The organism is Hydrogenophaga crassostreae (genome assembly GCF_001761385.1).
Taxonomy (GTDB): Bacteria; Pseudomonadota; Gammaproteobacteria; order Burkholderiales; family Burkholderiaceae_C; genus Hydrogenophaga; species Hydrogenophaga crassostreae.
Genome location: NZ_CP017476.1, coordinates 3,554,247 through 3,580,959 on the forward strand (window position 1 = coordinate 3,554,247; position 26,713 = coordinate 3,580,959).

A 26,713-nucleotide genomic window follows, 5' to 3' on the forward strand; every position below is an offset into this window, starting at 1 on the left:
AATAGGTAATCAGTGGCCGCTGCTTTGCAGGGCCTCGGCCATGCCGGCAATGGGTTGCAGCCGCAGATCAAGCTCGGCCAACAAAGCCTGTTCAAACTCGGCGGCCAGCTGGACCAGCCAGGTGGGTTGTTGTGAAGGGTTCGGCACTTCGCCGAACAAGGTTTCGGCGTCTGCAGCGGCCTCGGCGGTGGCCTGGCGGCGCAAATGCTCAAAACGCTTTTTGAGAAAAGCAGGCACGGTGGACAACAGGTGTTGCTCGCGCCCGCCCAGCATCTTGTCCATCACGCCATCGAGCGCGGCCAGTTGGGCCAGCTCGGGCGACGCTTGGGAAAGCACCTCACGGGCGTGGGAGCGCAAGGCATCCACGCTCATTTCCATGCGCCGCTGTTGCTCACCATAGCGCTGGTGCAGCATGGCGAATTCAGCGGCAGGGTCGAGCGGCATCACGGGCGCGGGCACCGCCCCATGGGAAGAATGGTCGGCCCTGCCCCGCCCGGGCAAAGCCGGCTCCACCGTGGTGATCGATTGGGTGAGCGTGGCGCGCACGCGCGAAAGCTCTTCGGCCAGCGACTGCGGGTCAATGGACGCGGACGGCGCGGGCCTGGTCTTTTGAGCGGAAGGAATGGCCTGCAACGCGGTGCGCAGCGTGATCGAGTCGGCCACGCTCAACCAGGCGCCCAAGCGTTCGGCGAAGTCCTGCCCGGAAGGCGCAGCCGCGCCCACACCCGAGCCCTCGCTGAGCTGGCGCACCAGAGTGGACCGTGTGGCCGATCGATTGAGACTTCCGCGCAAAAACGTTCCCGGCGCCCCGCTGGGGAGCGCAAATGTGATGTGTAAAAGAATGAAAACCCGCAGGGAATTCCCAGCGGAATGCCCCAAAAACGACAGCCAGGCCATCGGCCAGCCACCCGACAAAGGCGAAACGCTGTGGCAAGCCAATGGCGTTGGGGTCGGGTTTTCAGCTTGTGTCCGGCAGTTTCACGCCAAAGCCCCCATTTCAGGCGGTATTGACGCGGTACTGTGGCCGGGTTCCCGTCGCGCCCGTCGGCCAGTTTGGAACACCTTTGATTATCCCTTGACCAGACGGCCCCTTCCTCCGGCCCAAGAACGGAGGTCGTGCAGCCGCAGGGTGTGTTGTGGACCCCCCAGCCCTAGCACGGGCCAGCGGCCTGATGCCTTCGTACCAGACCAAACGCGCACACCCGTCCGAAGCGCTCTGCACGAGCCCCTCATTGGCGACTCTCCACACAGCCAAGGGAAATCCCTCACGCCTTTCACTAATAAATCCGTTAACGTATGCATTGATAGATCGACAGATCACATCCTTCCAGCCTTCCGGGATCGACACCGAGTTGACCGCCGCAGGTGTTGCGCAGACCCGCACCGAGTGCGTGCTGGCCACCCGATCGCGCGCTCACATCGATTCCCTGGCTTTTTGCAATGCAACCGCCCGAGGAACCCCATGAAATCAACAACCTGCACACCGCTGGGCGACAGCGGCCTGAAGGTGTCGCGCCTGTGGCTAGGCACCATGACCTTCGGTGATCGCACGGACGAGCCCGAAGCCGCCAGCATCGTTGACGCCGCCATGGATGCGGGTATCAACGCCATCGATACCGCCGACTCCTATGTACAAGGCGAGTCCGAGCGCATCACTGGTCGGTTGATCGCACAACGCCGCGACCATTGGGTGCTGGCCACGAAACTGGCCAATCCCACGGGCAAAGGGCCGAACGACAGTGGCACTTCGCGGCGCCACGTGTTGCAGGCTGTCAACGCCAGCCTGCAACGTCTGGGCACCGACTGGATCGACTTGCTGTACCTGCACCGCGATGATCAAAGCACCCCGATGGCCGAAACCGCCAGCGCAATGGGACGGTTGATTGCCGACGGCAAGATCCGCTACTGGGGCGTGTCGAACTTTCGTGGCTGGCGCATCGCACGCCTGGTCGAAACCTGCCGCGCGATGGGTGTACCGCCCCCCATCGCCTGTCAGAGTCCCTACCACGCCATGTCGCGCGGCATCGAAGTCGAGGTGTTGCCATGCTGCGCGCAGTACGGTCTGGGCGTGGTGGGCTATAGCCCATTGGCACGCGGCGTGCTCAGCGCCAAGTACCAGACCGATGCACCGCCGCCCCCCGGATCGCGTGCGGCAAACAACGATCGGCGCCTGATGCAAACCGAGTTCCGCCGCGAATCGATGTTGCTCGCAGAGCAGGCTGCCGCTTACGCGCAGCAGCGTGGTGTGCCGCTGAGCCAGCTGGCGCTGGGCTGGGTGTTCAACAACCGATTGATCAACAGTCTGATCGGCGGGCCGCGCACGCTGGCGCAGTGGCAAGACTACCTGAGCGCGATCGGCCAGCCATTCAGCGCCGAAGACGAAGCCTTCTTCGATTCGCTGGTGCCGGCAGGCCATGCATCGACCCCCGGTTACACCGACCCGCAATACCCGGTGACCGGACGGGTGCCGGCTGTCGGGGGCAATGAAAGCTGAAGCCACCGCCGTAACCAGCATTTCCAATGCACCATGAACCCCATTGACGGGCACTTGCCTGTGCGCCTTGCACAGGTGCCCTTCATCCTACATTTCTATAGGTGACCATAGCGTTGGAATTGAGATTGAAGCCACCCTGAACACCGGTACCAGGCGGGAGTAGAGAACGCCAGCCAGCGGTGTTTCCATTTGAAGAGTTCACGATTCAACGACGGGTATGCAGCGACTCCTGCCCTTCGGTCTCCGCGACTGAACTCACGCAGACTGCCACCTACCGGTCATTGACTAGCTCGCCCCCTAGGCAGATCAATGCTCGGTACGAAGGGTGCGGCGGTCAGTCATTGAGAGGGTGAGCGTCCTGCAACCCTTAACAATATCTGACAGTCGCTGAAGACTGTTTACATATCGCGTGTTCGCTGGTAACAGAAATGGTGGGTCAGAGCAGGTGAGGCTTGGGTGGAGTATCGTGCATGAAGCTGTTGCTCTTCCATTCGCTATCCATGGCGGTGATGCGGTGGATAAACGCGTTGCTTATGTCGTCTGAGTAGTCGATGAGCCCGCGCAGCAAGTTGAAGGTTTCCGTCTGCGTGGCGCTCCAGCCATTCTTGCGCTCTAACAGCTCTGGCAGTCGATGCTCCTCGACGAAGTCCTGATACTTGCCAATCAGGCCCACGACTACGTCGGCGAGTTGGATGCCGGGATCGGCCTTGGAGTCTGAGAACCGATAGTCGATGCCCTGCGCGCGCTGCTTGAAGCCATCGGCGTTGAGGCTCTTCTCGACTTGGATTTCGCGATCGAAGACGTGCGTGGCGTTCTCAAACAACAGGATCGGCATCGTAAAGAACGAGCTGAAACTGCCGATGAGTACGTCGGGGTTGCCCCCCTTAAGGAAGGGTAGCTCGGTCAGCACCTTTGCCTTGCGAACCATCTCCTTGAGCATCCCGGTGGGCAAGTTTGTCGCCGTAGGTCTGTGCACGTTGAGGAAAGCCTCCACGTCCGCGATGAATGCCCCGGCCTTGCCACTCTGGATGCTAGGGTAGTCGTGGCGACGCATCAGGCCCAAGAAGGCCGGCTTGTCCAAGCAGGCGATGAGGTAGAGCTCGTTTTTCATCTCGCGCCGCGCATCACTGAACGCTTCGAAATGTTTGCTGGCGATGATCGAATCGACGATGTCCACAATGGACCAATAGACGATGTTGATGCTCGAGTAGTGGATTGCCAGCCGCTGCTCGGTCAGCCAACCCAAGAAGCGCGACATCTTGCGCGACGCCAGGGCCGCCTCGAAATCGCCGCTGGCGACGTGCTTGAACTTGATCTCGGACGCGTTGTCCTGCATGCCCAGTGCCTCGCGCAGCGGCGCGATGTCCGGCAAGGCTTGCCCCTTTTGCAAGACGATACCGCCGAGGACGAAGTTCTTGTGAACTTCGACGTTAGTCCCCGCGTCGGTCAGCGTGAGCTTGCGGATGTTGTTGGTCTCGTCGTAGAAGAAGGCTAACTCGTCGTCGGCCCGGCGGATGCCGTGGACCGCGATCATCATTTCGCGCATCTCAGCCCAGTCGAATGCCATGGGACTCCTAGGGCTCAGCCGGCCTTGTGTTCGTCGTCCGGCTCGGCCACGGTGTCGGGCAGGTCGATGAGCTGGTCGTATGAGAAGTTCATGAACGTGCTCTCGCCGCGAACCAGATCGACGCCGCTCATGTCGAAGAACTTGAATCCAGTCCTGCCGTATCGCAGTTGGTGATCGACATCAGACCAGGTGTTTGACCACCGGGCGGTGGTGAACTTCCCCGCCTCGAGCTGCTTGCGGTCTTCAATGTGCATGGGCAGTGCGATTTGGAAAACGTGGTTGCTGAGCTGCAAGACGAACTGCATGTAGAGGCAGTCGTCGGAGCTCTCGGGCTTCCGCCGCAGCAGCCAGCAAGCCACCCGGTCGTTGGGCAGCGGACCAGGCGCGAATTGGTAGAGGATATTCAGCGGCCGGTAGGGATAGCTCTCGAACGTGTGGGTTGGCTGAAGAATCCACTTCTTCAAGTGGGCACACCGCTGCTCCTCCTCCGGCGGCATCACCGCAATCGCCATCTTCACCAGGCATTTGAAGACGCCCATGGGCACGTAGGCCGGCCGGTCGAGCGTGATCTTGATGGTCCGGGTCGCCTCGTCGAGCTCGTGGCGGACATCGTTGACCCCCATGAGGATCTTGAGGCCGTGGCGCACCGCGCCCGCTCCTGTCTCGGCTGGCGTAGAGGCCACGGTGGCGTCGATGCGAAACTTCTTGTCGTTGGACTTGATGGAGGGGACGCCTTCCTTTCCTTTGATGCGGCCCAAGCTACGCCACGGCAGCGTCCACTTGCCGAAGTCGTCTTCGATCCGCTTGGCAAAGTCGGCGTTGCAGGTATCGCACTCCCCGTAGTCGAAGAGCCAGTCATTGCCTACTTGGTCCGGGATGGCGTGGGCGAGCTTTTTGAACTTGACCTCAGGCGAGGTCCGCCCGCAGTAGCGGCAGAATTGCTTGCCCTTGTCGCCAAGGTAGACGCGTTCACTGTCCGGCCGGAAGGCGAAAAATTTGACAATGTCGTAGCGCGCTTTGAACCATTCCAGGCGCTCGACCAAGGCGTTGTGGATTTCCTCGCGGAGCTGCGCGGCGTCGGTTTCGGCAGACTGTGTCATGGCTTAGCTCGTGGAGCGCAGTCGCCCGAATGGAGTTGAGGGAGTCCCTGTCCATTCTAAGAGAGCTTCCGCAGCGCACTCGAAACAAGGCTTGTAGCCTGCAAGCTCGGTCAATGTGTCTGGAAGAACTCTCGCACCAAACGTTATCCCGCCCATCTCTTCTCCTCATGTTTTCGAATGTTCAGACGGTATCTAACAACACTTGAAGCATCTCGACCGTAGGGCCATATCGCACAGATCACCTCTAGGCCATCGCCACAACCTCCGAGTACAGATGCCGCAGATGGTGGTCCGACATGTCCAGGATTGGCTCGTACATGAACGAATTCAGGTGGATGTTCTCAGGCGTCATAAGGAGAACGCGTTGAATGACACAAAGGTTTTCGGTGTCGGCGGGGAACTGATTCTGATAGCGCTTCAACAGCGCTGGGGTCTGGTTGGCAGTGATGCTTGCAAGCCAGACTGCATCGTTGATCTTGGCCGCCATGAAGCTCTCCGCCCGCAAACGTGTAGCAATAGCCAAGACCACCTTGTTTTCGAAATTGATTCCGTCGGCGGCCTGCAGGCAGGCCGCCGCCTCGGTGGCGAGGACGTCAACGATAGTTGTCGCACCGTTGGTTGACTGTCCGGTGATCCCAAAAAGGTTGATGTAAATCGCATCGAGCTCTGCAACAGTTATTTGCGCCGTGTCCGCTTTCCAGTGAAGCAGCGACGTCAAGCATAGGTAGTCGGTGTCGTTCACACCTTTCGTGTATTCAATGAGATTGCGCATGAAGGGGATGCAGCAAATCTTCTTCCGGTCTTCCTTGAAGAAGCCCGGCTTCCAGACATTGCTGAAGACGTTGCGCACACCTTGGGCCGCTTCGAGTGTGACTCCAGCGGATGTCTTCGAAACCATGAAGCAGTTCTTCCGTGAAACAAGGTTTCGGCTCTCGATGGTTCGATAGAAGTCGAAGTTGTGGGTGAGGATGAGCAACTTGAAGTGCTGATCCTCCGCTAGGTCGGAGAGGTATTGGATGATGGCGTACTTGTTTTTGTAGTCGAACGAGTCGGCAATGTCGTCAACGATGAGTAGGGTCTCCTGGCCGGCGGAGCGACGCATCTCAATGTCAAAGAGCATGTTTAAGACGTGAAACGCCTTCTTCTCGCCGGTGCTGAGCGTCTGCAACAAGGCATCGCGCTCAACCGGGGCATGGTCGTTTCCATCTTTGAACACGAAGCCCAGGCGCGGTGCAGTGTCTTTGCCAAGTACGACCTGAACCTTGTTTGCCACCTCGAGATGGAACGGGACAATGAATCGGGTGTTGAAGATGTCGATGACCGCCTGCCATTGAGTGTGCTCTTGAGCGGCCTGCGCCTCAATCTCTGCTGATCGCACGGCTGCTTGATCTACCTTGCTAAGGAGGTCGGCACACATAGCGTGATTCACTTTGAGGTATGCCATCCAAAGCTTCTTCTTGAGCGCAGCCGGGTCAGCGAGCTCCGGCAGCAGCTCTTCGTGACTCTGCAGGTAGGCCTCGAATTCACGGAGCTGAGCGTTCTTCTGTATCTGCTTCTCAAGCGCTTCGTACTTTGTGCGAAGTGCCGCATCTTCAGATATTTTGGCTCGCTCCGCGTCAATAAGCGCTTGGAGTTCAGCCTCAGAGGTAATTTCCTGCTTCTCGTCCCCATTGAGGCTCACAGAATGCTTGGCTTTGAAAAAGCCGCTGCTCTTCAGCTCTTTTGCCACGTTGGTGGCCTCGTAATAGTTGAAGCCGCCTTTCCTGAAGTATTTAGACGCAGCGAGCAGCTCGTTGTACTTTTTTGTGTAGTCGTCGATTGACGCCCGGAAGTCGGCATTGGCTAGGAACGCTACGACCCGTTCGTCGTTCATGACGTCGTATGGCACATCCTTAAGGACTGGCTCCCAGTCCTTATCCAGCTCGTCCTTCAGGCTCGCCAGCGCTGCGTCGAACTCCCCTCCGGAGGGCATAAAAGTTGACAAAACCTCGCGGTCCACCGGGCGCTTGGTTTTAGCTGTCGTCTTGAGCGCGCTCACCAAAGCAGAGCGCGCAGACGTGACTCCCGCGTGCAGGGCTTCGTACTCCTGCCGGAGCGCTGCATTTACCAGTAGGGTCGCGGTACCGTCACCTTTGCTTGCGAACTCCTCGTAAGGCCTTAGGACGATCACATCGCCGGCAGGAAGGTCGACGTTGTTTTCGTTCTGGACTACGCGCGTTGTGGCTCGGTGCGGGAAGATCCGATCACGCGATTGCTTGCCGTCCGCGATGTCTTGAAAGGTGTTGGCCAACGAACTTTTCATCGCACCGTTGGGCGCGTAGATGGCAACCGCGGAAGTGCCTGCGAATTCCAATACCACGTCGAGCTTTCGAATGCCATAGCAATGCTCGAGCTGAAGTTTCAGCTTATTCATCTTCTCTCCCTTTACAGCAGTCGTATCCTACTTCGTATTTACGGAAAGGATGTGGCGTTGATTGCCCGCGATTCAGCTACCTTGATGCTAGCGCGATCAACCGTGAAATCATTTCCGCACGCCGAGTGCCCTGCGCCGTAGCCAGCCGTTGAATGTCCGGGCATGACATCAGCAGCTGCTCAAGTTGCCAGCCGCGATTGCCTCAGATCAGACTTGAAGCGTCGTTCGACGTTTCAAGTGCTGCTTAGCAGCGAAGGCAGGCGGTCAGACTAGTGTTTAGGTTCCCAGGTAGTTGCTGCTGGGCAGCATCAGATGGTTAACAATCGCGAGGTAAAACCTGAGGAGGGGAATGTGAGCGATTGGGAATTTCTGTATGAGATGCACGACCGTGGTTATAGCGCTGCGGACATTGCTGATGCTGCGGGCTCTGGCGCAGCGCCCTGGGAGTGGGCGCAAATCGATAGAGAATGGGCTAAAGCGCAGCTTGACGGCGAGCCAAAGGAGGATGCCAACTCAATCGCAGCTGCCGGCAGCAGAGAGGGTTTTCCGTTCAGCATCCTTGAGCAGACAGAAATTTTCCGAGATCTGGTTGACTGTGCGGCACGTCATTTCGAAAACACTGGCCGATACCTGCAGGTCTGGGGCGAACTCGGAGAAATTTACGCGGAAATCAAGTTTGGGCTTCGCCGGCATGCGACACACACGCCCGGGTCAGACGGTACGATTGACGGCAAGCTTGTTGAGGTGAAGACGATCTCGCCCGAAAAAACCAACGACTTCGTATTGGTCAAGAGCCAGGGCAAGTTTGAGCAGTTGCTTATCGTCCGCATTGATCGGGATTTCCAGTTCCGCAGCAAACTTATCGACCGTGGCGACTTGAATGGTGGCACGGGCAAGCATCTCCGCGGGCGGTTTGAATAGTGCGAGGGCAAAGGGGCATGAGCAAGCGGATGCGAGAGCAGATCGAATAGCGGCTTAATGTCGCGAAGAGCCGGGCGCCTCGGCGGGAAGGAGTCGCTCGGCACCTCGTGCGGCACCTCGCTGTCGAGTGGCCACTGCTGAAGGTGCTGCGGTCGGTCGCCTCGCAGGATGACGAATGGCAGGTTCCGGCGGCGGCTGTCATTGAGCTGCAAAACCTGGCCGACTGCTGTCAGCCTTCATGCGACCTTCGATTTTTTTAAGTTCGGCTGTGCAGCGGTTGCAACCATTGATGCTGCCCCGTGAGTTCACGGTTTGGGCTTCACAGCTGCATCCTTGCGGCTCAATGAACCCTCAGCACCTCAAACCGCTGTCGGACTGGAGCGACTCGTATCGAGACCTCATCACCCTCGCATTTACCCAGCATTGCCCTGCCCAAAGGGGATTCGCTGCTGATGACCTGAACGAGCTGAGCGCCGCTGACCAACTTCATGCTACCCCCCTCCGGGCCGAGGAAGAGCTGTTGCTGCTTGTCGTCGGAATCGACCAGGCAGACCAGCGCGCCGAGCTGTATACCTATGCTGGCGTCGTAGGGGCTCGGGCGGAATTGGCGCCAATGGGCCATCGCCTGGCTTATGGCTGCGGCGCGACGAGCTTGGCCGGTGGCCAGGTAGGCGGCTTCGAGTCCCAAAGTGTCGTATTTGTTTTCAGCGATGTTTTCTTCGTGAGTCGCCGTTTCATGGGCCGCCCGCATTGCCTGTTCGGCTTGCAGCAGGTCTTCGGCGAGCCGTTCCAGCACCTGCTGCTGCAGCAAGAATTTATCCATGATGAAAGATCGGTATCTCGAACAAGCGGGGGTGGGCCATGATTATGAAGGGCTCCATCAGCCTTCCTTCTGTTGGCCGCAGGTCAACTTCAGCTATGGGTGGGGTTCCGCCGGTGGACAGGAGCAGCAGAAGTCATCCGAGGGCCGATAGGTAGGCTGCGCTGCGCGAGTGACCGGTTGAATCCGCCGTTGTGCAGCGGTCATCCGCCTTGTTGAAGGTCTTGCGACGGGTTTCGGTTCGGGCTGCCGTTCAGCTGCCGACTCTTAGCGGCTGCATACAGCCTTCATGCGAACTTCGATCATTTCAAGTTCGGCTGTGCCGCGGTTGAGGTCGGTGTCGAACGCGACGTGAACTCTTGCTCTGCACCTGTAAGCGGCCACGGGGGACATGGGGCATTGCAGGCGCAATGATCGGGTTAAAGGGTTCCGCCGGCATTGGGGCCATGCCCCTGCGGATATGTATTCTGGCGACCATGACTCTCGACTGCGAACAGGTGCTCTCGCACCCTCAACATTTTTCAAGGACTGGTCTATTTGGCCTCGGTCGAGTGGTCTGAACTTCACTCGCTTCGTTTGAACCTCCTCTGGACTGCCCAAAACCAACGGGCAGCGGTCCCGGCTCAGTCCATCAAACCCGGAGCGCCCTTGGCGATCAAACGCGACCATGACACACACATGGTGGCAAAAGCCTCTGCGGCGGCCGTGGGCGCAAGCTGTCTGGGGCGCATAAGAAACGTTTCGTAGCCCGGCGCGCGTTCGACCAGCGCCAACGACGCCACAGGCCGCCCGATCAAGCTCCTCTGCACGATGCTCTGCGGGATGAGTGCCAACCAGTCGGTCCCGCTGAGCAAAGCGGCCACCTCGGTGAAGGTTTCGCAGGTGGCCGCCACGCGCGGCGGCGGCAGGCCTTGCTCGTCGAAAAACCGGGTCACGGTGCCGCCTGGCCCGCCGGGACTGCCCATCAACACCCAGTCGGCATTTTGCAGCTCGGCCAATTGCCTGGCTCCCGCCAAGGGGTGGCCCTCGCGCCCCACCACCGTGAGCAGGCTTCGAAAGAGCCGGGTGCGAACCTGTCCAGGCCATTCGGCCCCATCGGGCAGCGCCACCAACGCCATGTCGAGCAATCCTTGTTGCAGCGCAGGGCGGATGCGCTCGTGCAAGCCCGAGGTCAGATGCAGGCTCACGTTGGGGAAGCGCGCGCGAAAGTCGGGCACCACGCGGGCCAACAACAGCGCGGTTGCCGTGGGACCGACCCCCACGTGCAATTCCCCCGCCGCGTCGTCCGCGCTGGTCGCCTCTTCCATCGCGCGGTGCGTTTCGCGCTCGATCAGCTGCGCACGCGGCAACAGCCGTTGCCCGGCCGCCGTCAGCGTTGCCCCACGCAAAGAGCGTTGAAGCAAGGTTTGGCCCAGCGAACGCTCAAGCGCTTGAATGGCGGTGGTCAGGCCCGCCTGCGATATGGCCAGGCGGCGGGCAGCGCCTCGAAAACTGCCTTCTTCGACCACCGCCAGGAAGGCGCGCAATTGCTGGAGCGTCATCGGAATCTTTTTGATCGGTTAAAGCGATCACTATAAGCAATTGTTCACTTCCAATGAACGCCTCAAACCCCTAATGTTGGGGCCACCGTGTAGCCCATCCTGAGTCCCCACCTGCCATGCGCCTTTTCTCCTACCGCGACCGACCTGTTCACCTGGGCCCCTACCCGCTGGAGCGGCTGACCCGCTCCGCAACGGCGCCCGACCTGAGTGCCCTGCCCGTCATGCAGGCGCTGCACTATGAGCATGCAGATCCCGAGTCGCTGGTACACGCCATGTCGCGCTACGCGGCGATGTTTGACCTGGTGCGCGACGGACCACGCAATGCGGAACCGGGCGAAGTGCCCGAGGGGATGGAAGAGCGCGCCCACCACCTGAAGGCCGCTGGCTATTACTTCGACGCATCCATGGTGGCCACCTGTGCCCTGCCCCAAGAAGCGCTGCTGGCCACCCCGATCCGCAACCCCAAGGTGCAGGCGCTGGGCGAGGAACTGGAGCGCAACCAGCCCACCAGTTTCGCGGCCGGCATGGACATGATTCTGGCCGACGTGCTGGAGTCCGCGCGCACCGTGCACGGCCCCGTGTCGCACCACAGCCATGCCCTGCTGATCCTGGTGGAGTACCCGCGCGACCCGCGCCCCGATGAACCCGGCACCGACTGGATCGGGGATACGCAGGCCCACCGTGCGGCCTTGCTGTCTTCGCAAACGGCGGTGTTGTTGTCGACCTACTTGCGCCTGCTGGGCTTCGAAGCGCGCGCGCACAGCGCCAGTTGCAGCGATGTCGACCTGCCTCGCCTCGCGGTGGCGGCGGGCCTGACCTTGCCGGATGGCACCAACCCTTACCTGGGCAAGCGCTACGGGCTGGCGGCTGTGACCACCGATTTCGCCATGGCGCCGGATCAGGCGCTCGCCCCTCAACAAGACCGCAAGCGCAGCCACGGCCCCGCCTGGTGGCTGGGCAAAGGCACCTTGAAAAACAGCGGCAACCATGTGGCCTACGCCCAGCGCGAATTCAAAGACGGCGCCTACCCTTTTGAGACCACCAAACGCCAGCCGCAACCCACCACCTTCATCGACCACGATCGGGTGCCGCGCTTTCCCAAGCGCGCCGACTTCTTCGCCCGCGCCCTGTTCGGCGATCTCGGCAAGAGCGTGCAGGACAACGCGAAGAACGCCTACTACGTGATGAAGAGCCCGATCGGCGCCTGCGCGCGTCGCGCTCTCGGCGCCTTGCTGCTGCTGCAGTTTGGCGAAGCGCGCGGGCCCATTTCAAAAAACACGGCCGACCCCGAGCGCAACGCCAACAACCTCAAGGCCGCGTCGTACTACCTGGGCGTGGATGCCGTGGGGTTGTGTGCGGTGCCCGAATGGGCCTACTACTCGCACGACTCTGGCGGCAACCCGCTGCCGGCCTACCACGCCAACGCCGTCAACCTGCTGCTCGATCAAGGCCATGAAACCATGGACGGCGCCAGCGGCGACGACTGGATCGGCGTGGCGCAGAGCATGCGCGCTTACCTGCGGTTTTCGCTGTTGGGCGGCGTCATTGGCGAGCAGGTGCGCCGCCTGGGCTACAGCGCTCGCGTACACACCGTGCTGGATGGCGATGTGCTGCAGCCGCCGCTGCTGCTGCTCTCTGGCCTGGGCGAAGTCAGCCGCATCGGCGAGGTCATCCTCAACCCCTTCCTGGGCCCGCGCCTGAAGAGCGGCAGCGTCACCACCGACCTGCCCATGACGGCCGATCTGCCGATCGACTTTGGCTTGCAGCGCTTTTGCGAAGGTTGCAACAAATGCGCCCGGGAGTGCCCATCGGGCGCCATCAGCGCAGGCCCCAAGCTGATGTACAACGGCTACGAAATCTGGAAGAGCGACGCCGAAAAATGCTCGCGCTACCGCATCACCAATGCCGCCGGCGCCATGTGTGGCCGGTGCATGAAGACCTGCCCCTGGAATCTCGAAGGCCTGCTGGCCGACAGCCTGTGGCGCCAGGTGGCGATGAAGCTGCCCGCTGCGGCCCCCTTGCTCGCCAGGCTCGATGACCAGCTCGATCGCGGCAGCATCAACCCGGTCAAAACCTGGTGGTGGAACATCGAGCTCGACCGCGCCACCGGCGGCTATGTGCAGGCGGCCCAGACCAACCGGCGCACCTTGCAAAAAGACCTGAAGCTGAAATACGAAGACCAGAGCCTGGCCGTCTACCCGGCCGACAAAATGCCGCCGCCTTTCCCCGTGCCTTTCCCTGCCAACCGGGAAGAAGGCATTGAACGCTACCGCTCGATGCTCACCCCCGAGCAGTACAAGCAGCGGCTGGCCGCTGGGCAAACCGAAGGCCTTGCCCCCGGCCCCGCGCCGCTGACCGGCGAGCCGCCGGTCTTCCCGGTGAAGCTGGTGCGCCGCGAAGAGATGGCCCTGGGCGTGGCGAAATACGAGTTCGCTTCGCTTGATGGCCAGCCACTGCCGGCCTTCGAAGCCGGCGCCCACATCGACGTGGTGATTGCGCCGGAATACCAGCGGCAATACAGCCTGGCCGGCGATCCGGCGGACGCCAGCAAATACGTGCTGGGCGTGCTCAACGAACCCGGCGCTGCCCAGGGCGGCACTGGGCGGGGCGGCTCAGCGCTCATGCACCGGGCCTTTCGCGAAGGTCGCAAGGTCTTCATCACCAAGCCATCGAACCACTTCCCTCTGTTTGAAGACGCCAGCCACAGCTTCTTGTTCGCAGGCGGCATCGGTGTCACGCCCATGATCGCCATGGCGCACCGGCTGCACGCATTGGGCAAACCGTTTGACTTCCATTACAGCGCCGCCAGCCGCAAGACCGCCGGCTTCCTGAACGACCTGGCCTCATTTCCCTGGGCCGACCGGGTGGCGTTCCACATCAAGGACGAAGGCGGCCGGGCCGACCTGGCCTCGCTGATCCCCGCCTACCGCGCCGACATGCATGTTTACACCTGCGGCGCGCCACGCTACATGGACGGGGTGTTCGCTGCGGCCACCGCCGCGGGCTGGCCTGAAGACGGCATGCACCGCGAATACTTCAATGTGCCCGAAGCCGAAGCCTGGGTAGACCTTCCCTTCAAGCTCAAGCTCAAGCGCTCAGGCCGCACATTCGACGTGCCCGCCGACAAAAAAGCCACCGAAGTGTTGGCAGCTGCCGGGTTTGCCATCGATGTGAAATGCAGTGACGGCCTGTGCGGCGTCTGCGCCACCGGCTACGACGCAACCCTGTCGGGCGAGGTTGAACACCGGGACTTTGTATTGAGCAAAAAAGACCGTCAACACAAAGTCATCCTGTGCTGCTCGCGGCCGCTGAAAGCGGACGCCGAGCTGGTGCTGGACTTGTAGCGACTCCCCCTTCCCGACTCCTTCACCGCTCCCGGCGTCTCCCCTGGTCGGGCAGGCATCCTGTCTCTATTCCTGGACTTCACCGCCCGCCTAAACAACTTCCGACGTCCCGTGCACTGCCCATGGTTCGCAGAAACGGTCTTTGACTGTCCATGGAAATCACTGCCATTGGATCGGCAGCAGCCCAGATTTCGGCTTTCAACACCACAGCCAGAAGGTGCTTGGCGGCCGGGTCTTCGAGCGTTTTGCGCTTACCGTAATTGAGTTTGACGCGAACCCGGCAGTCAAGCGGCGGTTCCCCGTCAAATTGGCTCTCTTAGGCGGTATTGACGCAGTGCTGTGGCCGGACTCCAGCCCCGCCCATCGGCCCGTTTGGAACCACCTGGACTGTCCCTTGAGCCGGACGCCCGGCCCACACGCGACCCATGGTGCGCTTGTGCGTGCCCGCACGGGGTGTTGAACACCGCCCCTCCCCGCCCTTGCATGGATCCGCGGCTTGATGCATTCAAACCGGATCGAAGGCGCACACCCTTCCCAAGCACTCTGCGCGCATCCCCCATTGGCGATTGCCCACGCATCCTAGGGAAATCACCCATGCTCGCGATCAAAACATTTGTTAACGTATACATTAATGAATCCACAGATCACATCCATCCAGCCATCCGGGCTCGGCACCGAGCTCACCGCCGTGGGCGTTGCGCTGACCCGCCCCGAGTGCGTGCTGGCCACCCGATCGGGTGCGCTGTACACAGCCGACTGGCGTGGCGGTGTTTGCCAGATCGCGCCCGACGGTACCGAAACCCTGTTCACCGGCACCATGCCCGACGGCCTCACCGCGCGACCCAACGGCATCGCCCTCCTGGCCGACGGCAGCTTTCTGATGGCGCAACTGGGCGACAACGATGGCGGCGTGTACCGCCTGACCCGCGAGGGTCAAATTGCGCCCTGGTTGATGCAGGCGGACGGCATGGACCTGCCCCCGAGCAACTACGTGGTGCAAGACGCCGCTGGCCGCACCTGGATCACGGTCAGCACCCGCCTGACCCCCCGCGCCGCCGCTTACCGGGGCGATGTGGCCGATGGCTTCATCGTTTGCGTGCAAGCCGACGGCAGCGCATCCATCGTGGCCGATGGCCTGGGCTACACCAACGAAGTGGCCCTGCATCCTGGCGGGCAATGGCTGTACGTGAACGAAACCTTCGGGCGACGGCTGTCGCGCTTTCCGGTAGCGGCCAATGGCGCGCTGGGCGAGCGCGAAACCGTGACCGAATTTGGCGCGGGCACCTTCCCCGATGGCCTGGCGTTTGACGAAGACGGTTTCGCCTGGATCGTGAGCATCGTCAGCAACCGGCTCATCCGCGTGGCACCCGATGGCGCTCAACAACGCTTCCTCGAAGACAACGAGCCCGAGCACCTGGCGTGGGTGGAAGAGGCATTCCAAAGCGCCACCATGGGGCGCCCTCATCTCGACGGCATCCGCAGCCAACGCCTGCGCAACATCTCCAGCATCGCCTTTGCCGGCCCCGACCGCCGCACCGGCGTCCTGGGCTGTTTGCTCGGCAACCGCCTTGAAACCTTGACCATGCCCGCTGCGGGCGTGGCGCCTTTCCACTGGAATTTTTCATGACCCAACCCAACCCATCCGCCTCCATGGTGGACACCGCCTACGAGATGATCCGGCGCCGCATTCTCGACAACGTGTGGCCTCCAGGCCACCGTGCGCTGGAGCAAGAAGTGGCGCTCGCGCTGGGCATGAGCCGCACACCGGTTCGCGAGGCGCTGGTGCGCCTGGAAAACGATGGTTTGGTGGAGGTGGTGCCGCGCCATGGCGTGCGCGTCTTGCCGGTTTCGCCCACCGACATGCGCGAGATTTACGAAATTTTGACCGCCCTGGAATGCATGGCCGCTGAAATAGTCGCCCGCCGCAAACCCAGCGACGCCGAACTGCAGCCTTTGATCCAGGCCACGGCCGACATGGATCAGGCCCTCGCGGAAGACAACCTCAATGCCTGGGCCGCCGCGGACGAACGCTTTCACGCAGCACTGATCGAGCTCTCAGGCAACCGCCAGCTCGCCGCCACGGTCTGGAACTACTGGGACCGTGCCCACCGCGCCCGCATGTTCAGTTTGCGCCTGCGGCCCAAGCCTGTGAATTCGACCCAGGAGCACACGGCACTGGTAGACCGCCTGCGCGATGGCGACGCCGCCGGCGCAGCCCAGGTCAACCGCGAACACCGCGAACGCGCCAGCCGCGAGCTGCTGGTGATTTTTGAGCAATTCAAGCTCGCCCAGATGTAACCCCAAGCACCATGAAACAACTCTCTATTGCGGTATTGCCCGGCGATGGCATCGGTCCCGAAGTCATGGAAAGCGCCTTGCAAATCCTTGAGGCGGTTGGCCAGCGCATCGATCGGCAGTTCGTGACACAGCACCACCCCGCTGGCGCGCAAAACTATGTGGACACGGGTGAGGCGCTGCCCGAATCCACGCTGGCGGCCTGCCGCGCCGCCGATGCCATTCTGTTTGGCGCCATGGGCTTGCCCCATGTGCGCGGCGCCGACGGCACGGAGGTCATTCCCCAACTCGACATCCGCTTCGCGCTCGACCTCTATGCCGGTGTGCGTCCGGTGCGCACCTGGCCGGGCTTGCCTGTGCCCTTGTCAGACCCGCGCGCCACGGCCATCGACCTGGTGTTGGTGCGCGAAAACACCGAAGGTCTCTTCTATGCCCGCGGTCGCGGCGTTGTAGAAGCCGATGCCGTGTTCGACACGCAAAAAATCAGCCGCGCAGGCACCACGCGCATCGTCGATTTCGCATTGAAACTCGCCGAAGACCGGGCCAGACTCGGCAAGCCCGGCAAGGTCACCAACGTGGACAAAGCCAACGTCTTTGCTTCGATGGCCTTCTGGCGCCAGATCTTCGAGGAGCGCGCCAGGCTGCACCCCGGCGTCAAAACCGAAAACGCCTATGTGGATGCCATGGCGCTCAACCTGGTGCTCAAGCCCTGGCAGTACGACGTGCTGGTCACCGAGAACATGTTCGGCGACATTCTGTCCGACCTCATCGCCTCGCTCGTCGGTGGCATGGGCATGGCGCCATCGGGCGACATCGGCGATCACCACGGCCTGTTCCAACCCGCCCACGGCACCGCCCCCGACATTGCCGGCCAGGGCATCGCCAACCCGACCGCGATGATCCTGTCGGCCGCCATGATGCTCGACTGGCTGGCGATTCGGCAACAGGACGCCGCGCTCGCCGTGGGCGCACGCGTCATCGAGACCGCGGTGCAATCCGCCTTCGTCAGCCAGGCCGTCCGGCCACGGGAATTCGGCGGCAACAGCGGCACGGCCGACATCACCCGCGCGGTGCTGGAGCGGCTGTGAACCGGCGCATCGCCGTCGTTGGCGCAGGCTACTTTGCACAATTCCATCTGCAGGGCTGGCAAGCGGCGGGTGCCACGGTGGTGGCACTGTGCGACACCGACATCGACAAAGCCCGGGCGATGGCCGAGCGGTTTGGGATTGCCGAGGTGTTCAGCGACGCCACCGCCATGATCGAAGCACTGAGCCCCGACGTGGTCGATGTCGTGCTGCCGCCCAGTGCACAAGCCCCGGTGGTGCGCGCCGCACTGGCCAAGGGCATTGCCACCGTTTGCCAGAAGCCCTTCGGCATTGATCTGGCCGAGGCAGAGGCCTTGACGGCCGAAGCAGAGCACAGGAACACGCCTTTCGTGATCCACGAAAACTTCCGCTTCAGCCCCTGGTTTCGGGAATGCAAGCGTTTGATTGACGCGGGTCATTTTGGCCGCGTGCATGGCATCACGTTTCGGCTGCGCACCGGCGATGGCCAAGGCCCGAATGCCTACCTCGACCGCCAGCCCTATTTCCAGCAGATGCCGCGCTTGCTCGTTCGGGAAACCGGCGTGCACTACGTGGACACCTTCCGCTTCCTCATGGGCGACGTGCTGGCGGTGACAGCCCACTTGCGCCAGCTCAACCCCCACATCAAGGGAGAAGACGCTGCGCTGGTGATCTTCGAATTCGCCGAACAACGCCAGGGCCTGTTTGACGGCAACCGCCTCAACGACCACCCCGCCGACAACCCGCGCACCACCATGGGCGAAATGTGGCTCGAAGGGGAACGCGGCGTGATGCGGCTGGACGGCAACGCCCTGCTCTGGTGGAAGCCCCACCAAGGGGCCGAAACCCGGCACGCCTACGAAGGCACCACCGAAGGGCCGTTTGGCGGCGCGTGCACCGCATTGCAGGCCCATGTACTGGCCCATTTGAACAGCGGCTCCCCGCTGGAAAACAGCGCCCGGGACTACCTGGAGATCTTGCGCATCCAGGAAGCCATCTATCACTCACACGCCAGTGGACGCAGGGTCTTGCTGGCGGACTTCCAACCCCAAGACCCCGCAAACTGAAGGAGACAACATGAAAACGATTCGCTACACATTGATGGCGGCCGCGGCAACACTGACCATCACTGCAGCCCAGGCTCAAACCGTGCTGAAGTTCAGCCACACCGACCAGCAATCCGGCGCGCGCCAGGCCGCCGCCGAGGTCTTTGCCAAGAAGGTGGAGGAGCTCACCCAGGGCCGTTACGTGGTGCGCACGTTCTGCTGCAGCCAGTTGGGCAACGACCCCAAGAACATCGAGCAGCTCGCCCTCGGCGGCATCGATTTCACGGTCTCCGCCACCGGCTCCTATGCGACCCATCTTCCCACCCTCAACCTGACCATGTTGCCCTTCCTGGTGGACAACTACCAGCAAGGCTGGAAGCTGTATGACGAGAGCAAATGGCTCAAGGCCCAGTTCGACAAGGCGCCCGAAAAAGGCTTTCGTTTCCTGTCCACCTGGGAAGCCGGATTCCGCAGCATGACCACCAAAGAGCCGCTGAACTCCCCGGCCGACGCCAAGGGCAAAAAGCTGCGCACCTTCCCGAATGAAATGATGCGCTGGACGCTGGAGGCCATGGGCTTCAACATCCAGATCATGCCCCTGCCCGAGGTCTACCTCGCGATCCAGCAAGGTGCAGTGTCAGGCCAGGAAAACCCGGTCGACACCATCTACTCGAACAAGTTCTATGAGGTGGCGCCCAACGTCACCCTGACCAACCACGTCTACAGCCCGATCCCCCTGGCGGTCAGCGAAAAGACCTGGCAGAAATTCTCGGAGGCCGACCGCAAGGCCGTGACCGAAGCGGCGCAGATCGCCGCCACCTTCAGCCGCGAGCTGATCTCGGGCAATGACGCCAAACAGCTGGCTGAAATGACCAAGAAGGGCGCCAAAGTCAACGCCAAGCCCGATGTGGAAGCCTTCCGCAAGGCGGTGCAGCCGGTGTATGGCCAGGCACGCGAAAAATTTGGTGCCGATGTTGACGCCTTCCTCAAAGACGCCGAAATGGTGCGCGCCAGCACCAAGTAAACCGCCATGACACACGCCCCCCTGCTCGGCCCACAGGCCCCAGCACCTTTGCCTCTTCGCCTGCTCGGCCGCCTGGTCGACTGGACGGTGATCGTCATCGGCGCAACGATGGCCACGATGGTGTTTTTCAACGTCAGCCTGCACATCATCAACAAGGATCTGGCCTGGGTCACGGAGTTCGGTGAACTGCTGCTGGTCTGGGTCACTTTCCTGGGGGGCGCGTGTGCCGTGCAGAGGGGCTCTCACATGAGCATCACCGAGTTCATCGACAAGCTCAATCCGGCGCAACGCCGGTGGGCCGATGCGGTGGTGCAAGGCATTTGCCTGGGCATGCTGGTGGTGCTCACCTATTACGGCTGGAACCTGGTCGAAGCCAACTGGGGCAACCAGCTCACCGTGCTCGGATGGCCCGTGGCCATCCAGTACATGGGCATGGCCGTGGGCAGCAGCCTGATGCTGGTCTTCATGTGCTGGGACCTCTGGCAAATCCTGGCGGGCGTGCCCCGCGACCAACGCTACCCCGCTTCGGAGTAACCCCATGCTGGCTCTCACACTCTTTGGCGTCTTCTTCCTGATCGCGCTGGCAGGGGTTCCCCTGCTCTTCTCCATCCTCGTGACCACCGTGGGCATCATCTGGGCCCAGAACCTCGGTCACCCGATGGAGACCATTTTCCTGTCCTTCATTGCCGGCGTGGAGCCCTTCATCTTGCTGGCGGTGCCGCTGTTTGTCTTCGCCGGCGAATTGCTGGCTCAAGGCGGCGTGGGCAAACGCATCGTCGAATTCGCCCGTGTGCTGTTCGGCTGGTTGCCTGGCGGTCTCGGCGTGGTCACGGTGATCAGTTGCACCATGTTCGGCGGTGTCTCGGGTTCGGCCATTGCCGACACGGCCGCCATCGGTTCGCTGGTGATCCCCTCCATGATTGCGCGGGGGTATTCACGCGGCTTTGCGGCGGCCCTGCTGGCCGTGGCGGGCACGATCGCCCTGCTGATGCCGCTGTCGATTCCCTTCCTGATCTACGCCTTCATCTCGGGCGTGTCCATGCGAACCCTTTCGATGGCCGGCCTGTTGCCCGCCATTGCCTCGGCCATTGCACTGATTGTGGTGTGCATGTGGCACGGCAAAAAATCGGGTTGTGACACCGGTGAAGACCGCTCAACGCCGAAGGAAATCTGGACCGCCACCCGCGACGCCGGCCCCGCGCTGCTGATGCCCATCATCATCATCGGCGGCATCTGGACCGGTGTGTTCACCCCGAGCGAATCCGCTGCCATCGCGGTGTTCTACGGTCTGATCGTGTCGCTGTTCTATTACAAAGACCTGTCCTGGCGCCGCATCCCCCAGCTGCTGCTCAATGCGTTCATCACCAGTGCCACCGTCATGCTCGTGATCGGCGCCACCGGCGCCATGGCCTGGCTCATCACGGTGGAACAGGTGGCGGTGCAAATGGCCGCGTGGATTCAGGTGGTGGCCACCGAACCCTGGATGTTCCTGATGCTGTTCAACATCTGCCTGCTGCTGCTCGGCATCTTCATCGAGCCGCTGCCTGCCATGCTGTTATCGGCACCGCTGTTCCTGCCCCTGGCCAAGCACTTTGAAATGGACATGGTGCACATCGGCGTGGTGATGACCGCCAACCTCGCCATTGCGCTGTACACACCGCCGGTGGGGGGCACGCTGTTCGTGGCAGCCAAACTGGCCAAAGCCGGCATCGGGGAAATCACCCGGCACCTGTGGCCGCTGATGGCTGCGACCGTGTCCGTGGTTCTGCTGATCACCTACATCCCCGCGTTGTCCACCTGGTTGCCGCGTTTCATCCTGTCGCTGTCCAACTGACCCGAGGGGGCACGCAGCCCTCCATTTTTGACATGAATGCCCACAATGCAAGCCTTGGTTGTTGAATTCCGAATCTATGCACCCCACATCGATGCCTTCGCGAAAGCGATTGTCGAGAACGCCCGCGCATCGCGTGAAGGCGAACCCGGCTGCAGGCAGTTTGATGTGTGCCGCGACCCGAGCGACCCCTCTGTGTTCTTTCTGTACGAGCTGTACGACGACGAAGCCGCGGTTCAAGCGCATCTGCAATCGCCGCATTTCCTGCAGATGAATGCCGCGACAGAGGATTGGGTCAGCGCCAAGACCGTGTGGCGCCGGGAACGGATCGCGCCATGATCCTGGGTTGCATCGCCGACGATTTCACCGGCGCCACCGACCTGGCCAGCAACCTGGTGCTGGCTGGCATGCGCGTGGTGCAAACCATAGGCATTCCGGCCAAAGCCGTGCCCGATGCCGACGCCGTGGTGATCGCGCTCAAATCGCGCACCGCGCCGGTGGGGGAAGCGGTAGAAGCCTCTCTTCAGGCCGCGCGCTGGCTGAAAGAGCACGGCGCGCAGCGCATCTACTTCAAGGTGTGTTCGACCTTCGACTCCACTCCGCAGGGCAACATCGGCCCGGTGGCCGAGGCGCTGGCCGATTTTCTCGAGGCCCCTTTTGTACCGGTCACCCCGGCTTTCCCGGCCAATGGCCGCACCGTGTTTCAGGGCCACCTGTTTGTCGGCCAGCAATTGCTGAGCGACAGCTCCATGCGCCACCACCCCCTGACGCCCATGACCGAATCGAATCTGGTCACGGTGTTGCAAGACCAGCTTCAAAACCGCCAGGCGGGGCTGATCGCCCACCACGACGTCAGCCGGGGCCCGGCAGCGCTCCAGCAGCGTGCAGCCCATCTGGTAACCCAAGGGCAGACCATGGGCATCGTGGACACGGTAGACCAGGCTTCGCTGGCGGTACTCGCGTCGACCATCGCCGCCCAGAACTGGCCCCTCATGGTGGCCGGATCGGGCCTTGCCCTGTCATTGCCTGCCGCACTGGGCTGCGAAGTCCATGCCCATGCGCAGAGCCTGCCCGAAGTGCATGGCGCTGCCGCCATCGTGTCGGGCAGTTGCTCGGCGATGACCAACGCCCAGGTGGCCGCGTTCATCGCTGCGGGCGGCGAGGCTTTTCCGATCGATGCCTTGCGCCTGGGCGATGGGCATTCACTGGTTGAGGAAGCCCTGACCTGGGCCGCCCCGCGCCTCGGCCACCAACCGGTCCTGGTTTACGCCACCGCCTCTCCCGAGACGGTTCGAACCGTTCAACAGGCCATGGGTGAAATGGCTGCGGGCGAACGGGTGGAGCAGGCTCTCAGCCAGATCGCGGTCGGGCTGGTCGGGCTGGGTGTGCGCCGCCTGGTTGTCGCGGGTGGTGAAACGTCTGGCGCCTGCGTCAAGGCGCTGGGAACAGAGACGCTGCGCATCGGCCCACAAATCGACCCCGGCGTGCCGTGGTGCCATGCCGAACCTGCTGGCCTGAAAATCGCGCTCAAATCGGGCAACTTCGGCTCCACCGATTTTTTCCACAAGGCATTCGACATCCCATGAGCGACGAAACGCGGCTGCGAGAAGCCATTTGCGAAACCGGGCGCAGCCTGCACGCGCGGGGTTATGTGCATTCCAGCGCGGGCAACATCAGCGCCCGCCTGGACGATGGTTTTCTCATCACACCCACCGACGCCTGCCTGGGCCAGCTCGACCCAGCCGGGCTGGCCCACGTCGGCGCCCATGGCCAGCAATCCAGCGGACTGCCGGCAAGCAAAACGCTGCAACTGCACCGTGCCATTTACGAATCCAACGAGGCGGCACGCTGTGTGCTGCACACACACAGCACCCATCTGGTGGCACTGACGCTGCGCGGTGTCTGGCATCCCGACTGCGTGCTGCCCCCGCTCACGCCCTACATGGTGATGAAGGTTGGCGAGATCCCGTTGATCCCCTACCACCTGCCGGGCGCACCCGCCGTGGCCAGACTCATCCAGCAGAAGATGCAGACCCAGACCGGCATTCGCGGTGTGTTGATCGAACGCCTCGGGCCCATGGTGTGGAGCGCCACGCCTCAGGGCGCCAGCAACGTGCTGGAAGAGTTCGAAGAAACCGCGCGCCTGTGGCTCATGAGCGCAGGCAGCACTGCCCCACTGACGACCGAACAAGTCAGGGCGCTCTGCGACCGCTTTGGAGTGGAGTGGAACCGCATGAGCGCCAAAGACTGAGAGCCCTTCCAGTCAAACCAGCTTTCAAGTTGGCGCGTTCCCTCGCCGCAAACCAGATCACTTATGGAGAGGCATGGGTCACCAGCAAGGCCCGGAAATCGTTCACATTGGTGTGGGTGGGACCTGTGAGCACCAGGTCACCCAGTGAATCGAAAAAGCTGTAAGCGTCGTTGCGAGCCAGGTAGTCACTGACCTTCAGGCCCAGCGCACCGGCACGGGCAAGGGTATCGGGCAGCACCACGGCGCCCGCATTGTCTTCCACGCCGTCGACCCCATCGGTGTCGGCCGCCAGCGCCCAAACGCTGGCTTGCCCGCTCAGGGCCTGCGCCAGGCCCATGCAAAATTCCCCGGCCCGTCCCCCGCGCCCTCTGGACCGACCTTCGGCTCCGGGGCGCACGGTGACCGTGGTTTCGCCGCCACTCAGGATCACGCAAGGCGTTTGAAAACTGCTGCGACCCAAGGCAGTCGAACGGGCCATGGCCCCGTGTACCTTGCCCACATCGCGCGACTCGCCTTCGATCTGGTCACTCAGCACGTAGGCATACAAACCCATCGCACGCGCCAACTGGGCAGCGGCATCCAGGCTTTGCTGCGGCGTCGCGATCAGGCGGGTTTGATGGCCTCTGAAACAGGACTCCCCTGGCTTGGGCGTTTCCAGGACACCGCTTTCCAGCTTCATCTGAACCACCGACGGCACCTCGATGCCATAACGCTGCAGGACCTCCAGCGCCTCGGCGCAGGTGGACGCATCGCCCACAGTGGGGCCACTGGCGATCACACTCACATCGTCGCCCGGCACATCGCTGATGGTCAGCGTGACCACGCGGGCTGGCGCGCAAGCTGCGGCCAGCCGACCGCCCTTGATGGCCGAGAGGTGCTTGCGCACCGTGTTTATCTCCAGGATGCTGGCGCCACTTTCCAGCAACTGGCGGTTGATGCGCTGCTTGTCTTCCAGCGCCAGGCCTTCACAGGGCATGGTGAGCAATGACGATCCTCCGCCCGAGATCAGGCAAAGCACGAGATCGTCTGCGGTCAGCCCCTGCGCGAGTTGCAGGACCCGCTGCGCGGCTTGTAAACCTGCGGCGTCGGGCACCGGGTGCGCGGCCTCGACCACCTCGATGCGTTGAGGCAGGCCCGCCGGGCGCGGCGGCGTGTGGTGGTAACGCGTAACGACCAGGCCAGAAAGGGGGGCCTCGGCTGGCCAGAAAGCCTCGACCGCCTGAGCCATGGCCCCGCCAGCCTTGCCTGCGCCGAGCACCAGGGTGCGCCCTTTGGGCGGCGAAGGCAGGTGGGCTTCTGTGTTGTGAAGCGGCAATGCGCGCTGCACCGCTGCGTCAAACAGCAGACACAGCAATGCGCGGGGATCATCAAGCGCAGGGATAGGAAATGACATGGTGACGAACCTGAAATGGGCGGCTTGTAGCGAGATCGATCGCCACGCCAGCAGAGGTGCTCGGCGGCTGTGGCGTTCGAAACCGAAATAACTACACACCACAGAGCTGATCATGTCAAATTTTTTTGCTCAAAACGAGCAAAATCGCTACATGCCCAACACCCTGCTCATCGACAACGCCGACTGCATCGCCACCTTCAACCACCGCGACCCGGCCTCAGGCCAGGCGTTGAAAGGCGCCAGCCTGTTTGTCAAGGACCGGCGCATCGCCTGGCTGGGGCCTGCCGCCGAGCTGCCACCGGCCCTGCGGGAAGAGGCGCATGAAGTGATTGACGCACGCGGCCACCTCGTGACGCCCGGCCTGGTGAATACCCACCACCACATGTACCAGTCCCTCACGCGGGCCATCCCTGGCGTGCAGGATGCCGAGCTGTTTTCATGGCTGCGTGGCCTCTACCCGATCTGGGCGGGGCTCACGCCAGAGATGGTGCAGGTGTCGACCCAGGTGGCTATGGCCGAGCTGCTCCTGAGCGGCTGCACCACCAGCAGCGACCACCTCTACATCTACCCCAACGGCGTGCGCCTTGAAGACAGCATCGAGGCCGCGCAAACCATCGGCATGCGCTTCATGGCGACCCGAGGCAGCATGAGCGTGGGCCAGAGCTCAGGTGGATTGCCGCCCGACAGTGTGGTGGAAAAAGAAGACGCGGTTCTGAGAGACAGCCAGCGCCTGATTGAAACCTGGCACGACGCCACTCATGGCAGCATGCTGAATGTGGCGCTGGCGCCCTGCTCCCCGTTTTCGGTCAGCCCCGATCTGATGAAGCAGAGTGCGGCACTGGCGCGCAGCTTCAAAGGCCAGGGAGTGAGGTTGCACACCCACCTCGCTGAAAACGACCACGACATCGCCTACAGCCGGGAAAAGTTCAACCAGACCCCCGCGCAGTACGCGCAGGAACTGGGCTGGCTGGGCGACGACGTGTGGCATGCCCACTGCGTCAAGCTCGACGACGAAGGCATCAGCCTCTTTGCCGCCAGCCGCACCGGCGTGGCCCACTGCCCTTGCAGCAACATGCGCCTGGCCTCGGGCATTGCGCCGGTTCGCCGCATGTTGAATGCGGGCGTGCCCGTGGGTTTGGGCGTGGACGGCAGCGCCAGCAACGATGCGGCACACATGGTCAACGAAGCACGCCAGGCCCTGTTGCTGGCCCGCGTGGGGCGGGCTCTTCAGGCGCCAGAAACACGTGATGGCAAAACCTTCTTTGGCTGCGACCTGGGCCCCGCCGAGATGACAGCCCGAGACACGCTGCACATGGCCACACGCGGCGGTGCACAGGTATTGGGGCGGCAGGATATTGGCCACCTTGCCCCGGGCATGTGCGCCGACTTCGCCTTGTTCGATTTGCGTACGCTGGGCTTTGCAGGCGGCGCGGTGCACGACCCCGTGGCCAGCCTGCTGTTTTGCGCCAGCCCGTCAGCCGCGTACACCGTGGTGAACGGTCGCGTTGTGGTGCGTGGCGGCCAGCTCACCACGGTCGATCTGGGGCCCCTGCTGGAGCGCCACAACGCCTTGGCCGTAGCGCTGGCCAGCGCCGCTCACGCCGCCTGA

The 26,713-nt window shown here is 62.3% G+C and carries 21 protein-coding genes; 14 read left to right on the forward strand and 7 right to left on the reverse strand.

The window, feature by feature from the left end:
- Positions 1-9 precede the first annotated feature (9 nt).
- Positions 10-750 (reverse strand): DUF3348 family protein, encoded by a 741-nt coding sequence (locus LPB072_RS16355; protein ID WP_157694121.1) that lies wholly within the window; start codon positions 748-750, stop codon positions 10-12.
- A 712-nt stretch (positions 751-1,462) separates the two neighbouring features.
- On the opposite strand from LPB072_RS16355, the gene LPB072_RS16360 reads away from it, so the two are divergent.
- Entirely contained in the window at positions 1,463-2,494 is a 1,032-nt protein-coding gene (locus LPB072_RS16360) for an aldo/keto reductase (RefSeq protein ID WP_066087540.1), read from the forward strand.
- A 436-nt stretch (positions 2,495-2,930) separates the two neighbouring features.
- Here the strand turns inward: LPB072_RS16360 and LPB072_RS16365 are convergent, their stop codons facing one another.
- The 3 genes from LPB072_RS16365 to LPB072_RS16375 form a co-directional block, all read right to left on the reverse strand.
- Entirely contained in the window at positions 2,931-4,061 is a 1,131-nt protein-coding gene (locus LPB072_RS16365; RefSeq protein ID WP_066087537.1) for a DUF3800 domain-containing protein, read from the reverse strand.
- A 14-nt stretch (positions 4,062-4,075) separates the two neighbouring features.
- Complete coding sequence (locus LPB072_RS16370; RefSeq protein ID WP_066087534.1) at positions 4,076-5,161, reverse strand: HNH endonuclease; 1,086 nt, start codon at positions 5,159-5,161, stop codon at positions 4,076-4,078.
- A 244-nt stretch (positions 5,162-5,405) separates the two neighbouring features.
- Positions 5,406-7,574 carry an AAA family ATPase gene (locus LPB072_RS16375; protein WP_066087531.1) on the reverse strand — a complete coding sequence of 723 codons (2,169 nt, stop codon included), beginning with the start codon at positions 7,572-7,574 and terminating at the stop codon, positions 5,406-5,408.
- A 351-nt stretch (positions 7,575-7,925) separates the two neighbouring features.
- On the opposite strand from LPB072_RS16375, the gene LPB072_RS16380 reads away from it, so the two are divergent.
- Positions 7,926-8,495 carry a DUF6998 domain-containing protein gene (locus tag LPB072_RS16380; protein WP_066087623.1) on the forward strand — a complete coding sequence of 190 codons (570 nt, stop codon included), beginning with the start codon at positions 7,926-7,928 and terminating at the stop codon, positions 8,493-8,495.
- 340 nt (positions 8,496-8,835) lie between these two features.
- Here the strand turns inward: LPB072_RS16380 and LPB072_RS16385 are convergent, their stop codons facing one another.
- Both LPB072_RS16385 and LPB072_RS16390 read right to left on the reverse strand, forming a co-directional pair.
- Positions 8,836-9,318 (reverse strand): GreA/GreB family elongation factor, encoded by a 483-nt coding sequence (locus LPB072_RS16385; protein WP_066087529.1) that lies wholly within the window; start codon positions 9,316-9,318, stop codon positions 8,836-8,838.
- Between the two features lie 620 nt (positions 9,319-9,938).
- Positions 9,939-10,856: a LysR family transcriptional regulator gene (locus LPB072_RS16390; RefSeq protein WP_066087526.1), complete on the reverse strand. Its 918-nt coding sequence runs from the start codon at positions 10,854-10,856 to the stop codon at positions 9,939-9,941.
- 116 nt (positions 10,857-10,972) lie between these two features.
- On the opposite strand from LPB072_RS16390, the gene LPB072_RS16395 reads away from it, so the two are divergent.
- From LPB072_RS16395 to LPB072_RS16445, 11 genes are all read left to right on the forward strand, one after another.
- Entirely contained in the window at positions 10,973-14,200 is a 3,228-nt protein-coding gene (locus tag LPB072_RS16395) for a 4Fe-4S dicluster domain-containing protein (protein ID WP_066087523.1), read from the forward strand.
- Between the two features lie 631 nt (positions 14,201-14,831).
- Positions 14,832-15,827, forward strand: a complete 996-nt coding sequence (locus tag LPB072_RS16400; RefSeq protein WP_066087519.1) for an SMP-30/gluconolactonase/LRE family protein — start codon at positions 14,832-14,834, stop codon at positions 15,825-15,827.
- A complete protein-coding gene (locus tag LPB072_RS16405; protein ID WP_066087517.1) occupies positions 15,824-16,498 on the forward strand; it encodes a GntR family transcriptional regulator in 675 nt (224 codons plus the stop codon). Before LPB072_RS16400 ends, LPB072_RS16405 begins: the two co-directional genes overlap by 4 nt.
- An 11-nt stretch (positions 16,499-16,509) precedes the next feature.
- Positions 16,510-17,583, forward strand: coding sequence for an isocitrate/isopropylmalate dehydrogenase family protein (locus LPB072_RS16410; protein WP_066087514.1), 1,074 nt, complete (start codon positions 16,510-16,512; stop codon positions 17,581-17,583).
- Entirely contained in the window at positions 17,580-18,626 is a 1,047-nt protein-coding gene (locus LPB072_RS16415) for a Gfo/Idh/MocA family protein (RefSeq protein ID WP_066087512.1), read from the forward strand. Before LPB072_RS16410 ends, LPB072_RS16415 begins: the two co-directional genes overlap by 4 nt.
- Positions 18,627-18,636: 10 nt before the next feature.
- Positions 18,637-19,629 carry a TRAP transporter substrate-binding protein gene (locus tag LPB072_RS16420; RefSeq protein WP_066087509.1) on the forward strand — a complete coding sequence of 331 codons (993 nt, stop codon included), beginning with the start codon at positions 18,637-18,639 and terminating at the stop codon, positions 19,627-19,629.
- Between the two features lie 6 nt (positions 19,630-19,635).
- Positions 19,636-20,163, forward strand: a complete 528-nt coding sequence (locus LPB072_RS16425; RefSeq protein WP_066087507.1) for a TRAP transporter small permease — start codon at positions 19,636-19,638, stop codon at positions 20,161-20,163.
- A gap of 4 nt (positions 20,164-20,167) precedes the next feature.
- Positions 20,168-21,463 (forward strand): TRAP transporter large permease, encoded by a 1,296-nt coding sequence (locus LPB072_RS16430; RefSeq protein WP_066087504.1) that lies wholly within the window; start codon positions 20,168-20,170, stop codon positions 21,461-21,463.
- Between the two features lie 45 nt (positions 21,464-21,508).
- Positions 21,509-21,799, forward strand: a complete 291-nt coding sequence (locus tag LPB072_RS16435; protein ID WP_066087501.1) for a putative quinol monooxygenase — start codon at positions 21,509-21,511, stop codon at positions 21,797-21,799.
- Complete coding sequence (gene otnK / locus LPB072_RS16440) at positions 21,796-23,046, forward strand: 3-oxo-tetronate kinase (RefSeq protein WP_066087620.1); 1,251 nt, start codon at positions 21,796-21,798, stop codon at positions 23,044-23,046. The genes LPB072_RS16435 and otnK overlap by 4 nt, the downstream gene beginning before the upstream one ends.
- Positions 23,043-23,711: a class II aldolase/adducin family protein gene (locus LPB072_RS16445; RefSeq protein WP_066087498.1), complete on the forward strand. Its 669-nt coding sequence runs from the start codon at positions 23,043-23,045 to the stop codon at positions 23,709-23,711. Before otnK ends, LPB072_RS16445 begins: the two co-directional genes overlap by 4 nt.
- Before the next feature lie 61 nt (positions 23,712-23,772).
- Here the strand turns inward: LPB072_RS16445 and LPB072_RS16450 are convergent, their stop codons facing one another.
- The gene (locus LPB072_RS16450; protein ID WP_066087617.1) at positions 23,773-25,104 is read right to left on the reverse strand and encodes a glycerate kinase type-2 family protein; all 1,332 of its coding nucleotides are present in this window, start codon (positions 25,102-25,104) and stop codon (positions 23,773-23,775) included.
- A gap of 112 nt (positions 25,105-25,216) precedes the next feature.
- Here LPB072_RS16450 and LPB072_RS16455 point away from each other — a divergent pair, with 112 nt between their 5' ends.
- Positions 25,217-26,713, forward strand: coding sequence for an 8-oxoguanine deaminase (locus tag LPB072_RS16455; RefSeq protein WP_231943275.1), 1,497 nt, complete (start codon positions 25,217-25,219; stop codon positions 26,711-26,713).

Coding starts and splice junctions, on each gene's coding strand:
- LPB072_RS16370 (WP_066087534.1), bottom strand. CDS start 5,161: ATGACACAGTCTGCCGAAACCGACGCCGCGCAGCTCCGCGAGGAAATC.
- LPB072_RS16405 (WP_066087517.1), top strand. CDS start 15,824: ATGACCCAACCCAACCCATCCGCCTCCATGGTGGACACCGCCTACGAG.
- LPB072_RS16435 (WP_066087501.1), top strand. CDS start 21,509: ATGCAAGCCTTGGTTGTTGAATTCCGAATCTATGCACCCCACATCGAT.
- LPB072_RS16365 (WP_066087537.1), bottom strand. CDS start 4,061: ATGGCATTCGACTGGGCTGAGATGCGCGAAATGATGATCGCGGTCCAC.
- LPB072_RS16430 (WP_066087504.1), top strand. CDS start 20,168: ATGCTGGCTCTCACACTCTTTGGCGTCTTCTTCCTGATCGCGCTGGCA.
- LPB072_RS16425 (WP_066087507.1), top strand. CDS start 19,636: ATGACACACGCCCCCCTGCTCGGCCCACAGGCCCCAGCACCTTTGCCT.
- LPB072_RS16455 (WP_231943275.1), top strand. CDS start 25,217: ATGTCAAATTTTTTTGCTCAAAACGAGCAAAATCGCTACATGCCCAAC.
- LPB072_RS16385 (WP_066087529.1), bottom strand. CDS start 9,318: ATGGATAAATTCTTGCTGCAGCAGCAGGTGCTGGAACGGCTCGCCGAA.
- LPB072_RS16390 (WP_066087526.1), bottom strand. CDS start 10,856: ATGACGCTCCAGCAATTGCGCGCCTTCCTGGCGGTGGTCGAAGAAGGC.
- LPB072_RS16445 (WP_066087498.1), top strand. CDS start 23,043: ATGAGCGACGAAACGCGGCTGCGAGAAGCCATTTGCGAAACCGGGCGC.
- LPB072_RS16410 (WP_066087514.1), top strand. CDS start 16,510: ATGAAACAACTCTCTATTGCGGTATTGCCCGGCGATGGCATCGGTCCC.
- LPB072_RS16395 (WP_066087523.1), top strand. CDS start 10,973: ATGCGCCTTTTCTCCTACCGCGACCGACCTGTTCACCTGGGCCCCTAC.
- LPB072_RS16400 (WP_066087519.1), top strand. CDS start 14,832: ATGAATCCACAGATCACATCCATCCAGCCATCCGGGCTCGGCACCGAG.
- LPB072_RS16450 (WP_066087617.1), bottom strand. CDS start 25,104: ATGTCATTTCCTATCCCTGCGCTTGATGATCCCCGCGCATTGCTGTGT.
- otnK (WP_066087620.1), top strand. CDS start 21,796: ATGATCCTGGGTTGCATCGCCGACGATTTCACCGGCGCCACCGACCTG.
- LPB072_RS16360 (WP_066087540.1), top strand. CDS start 1,463: ATGAAATCAACAACCTGCACACCGCTGGGCGACAGCGGCCTGAAGGTG.
- LPB072_RS16420 (WP_066087509.1), top strand. CDS start 18,637: ATGAAAACGATTCGCTACACATTGATGGCGGCCGCGGCAACACTGACC.
- LPB072_RS16375 (WP_066087531.1), bottom strand. CDS start 7,574: ATGAATAAGCTGAAACTTCAGCTCGAGCATTGCTATGGCATTCGAAAG.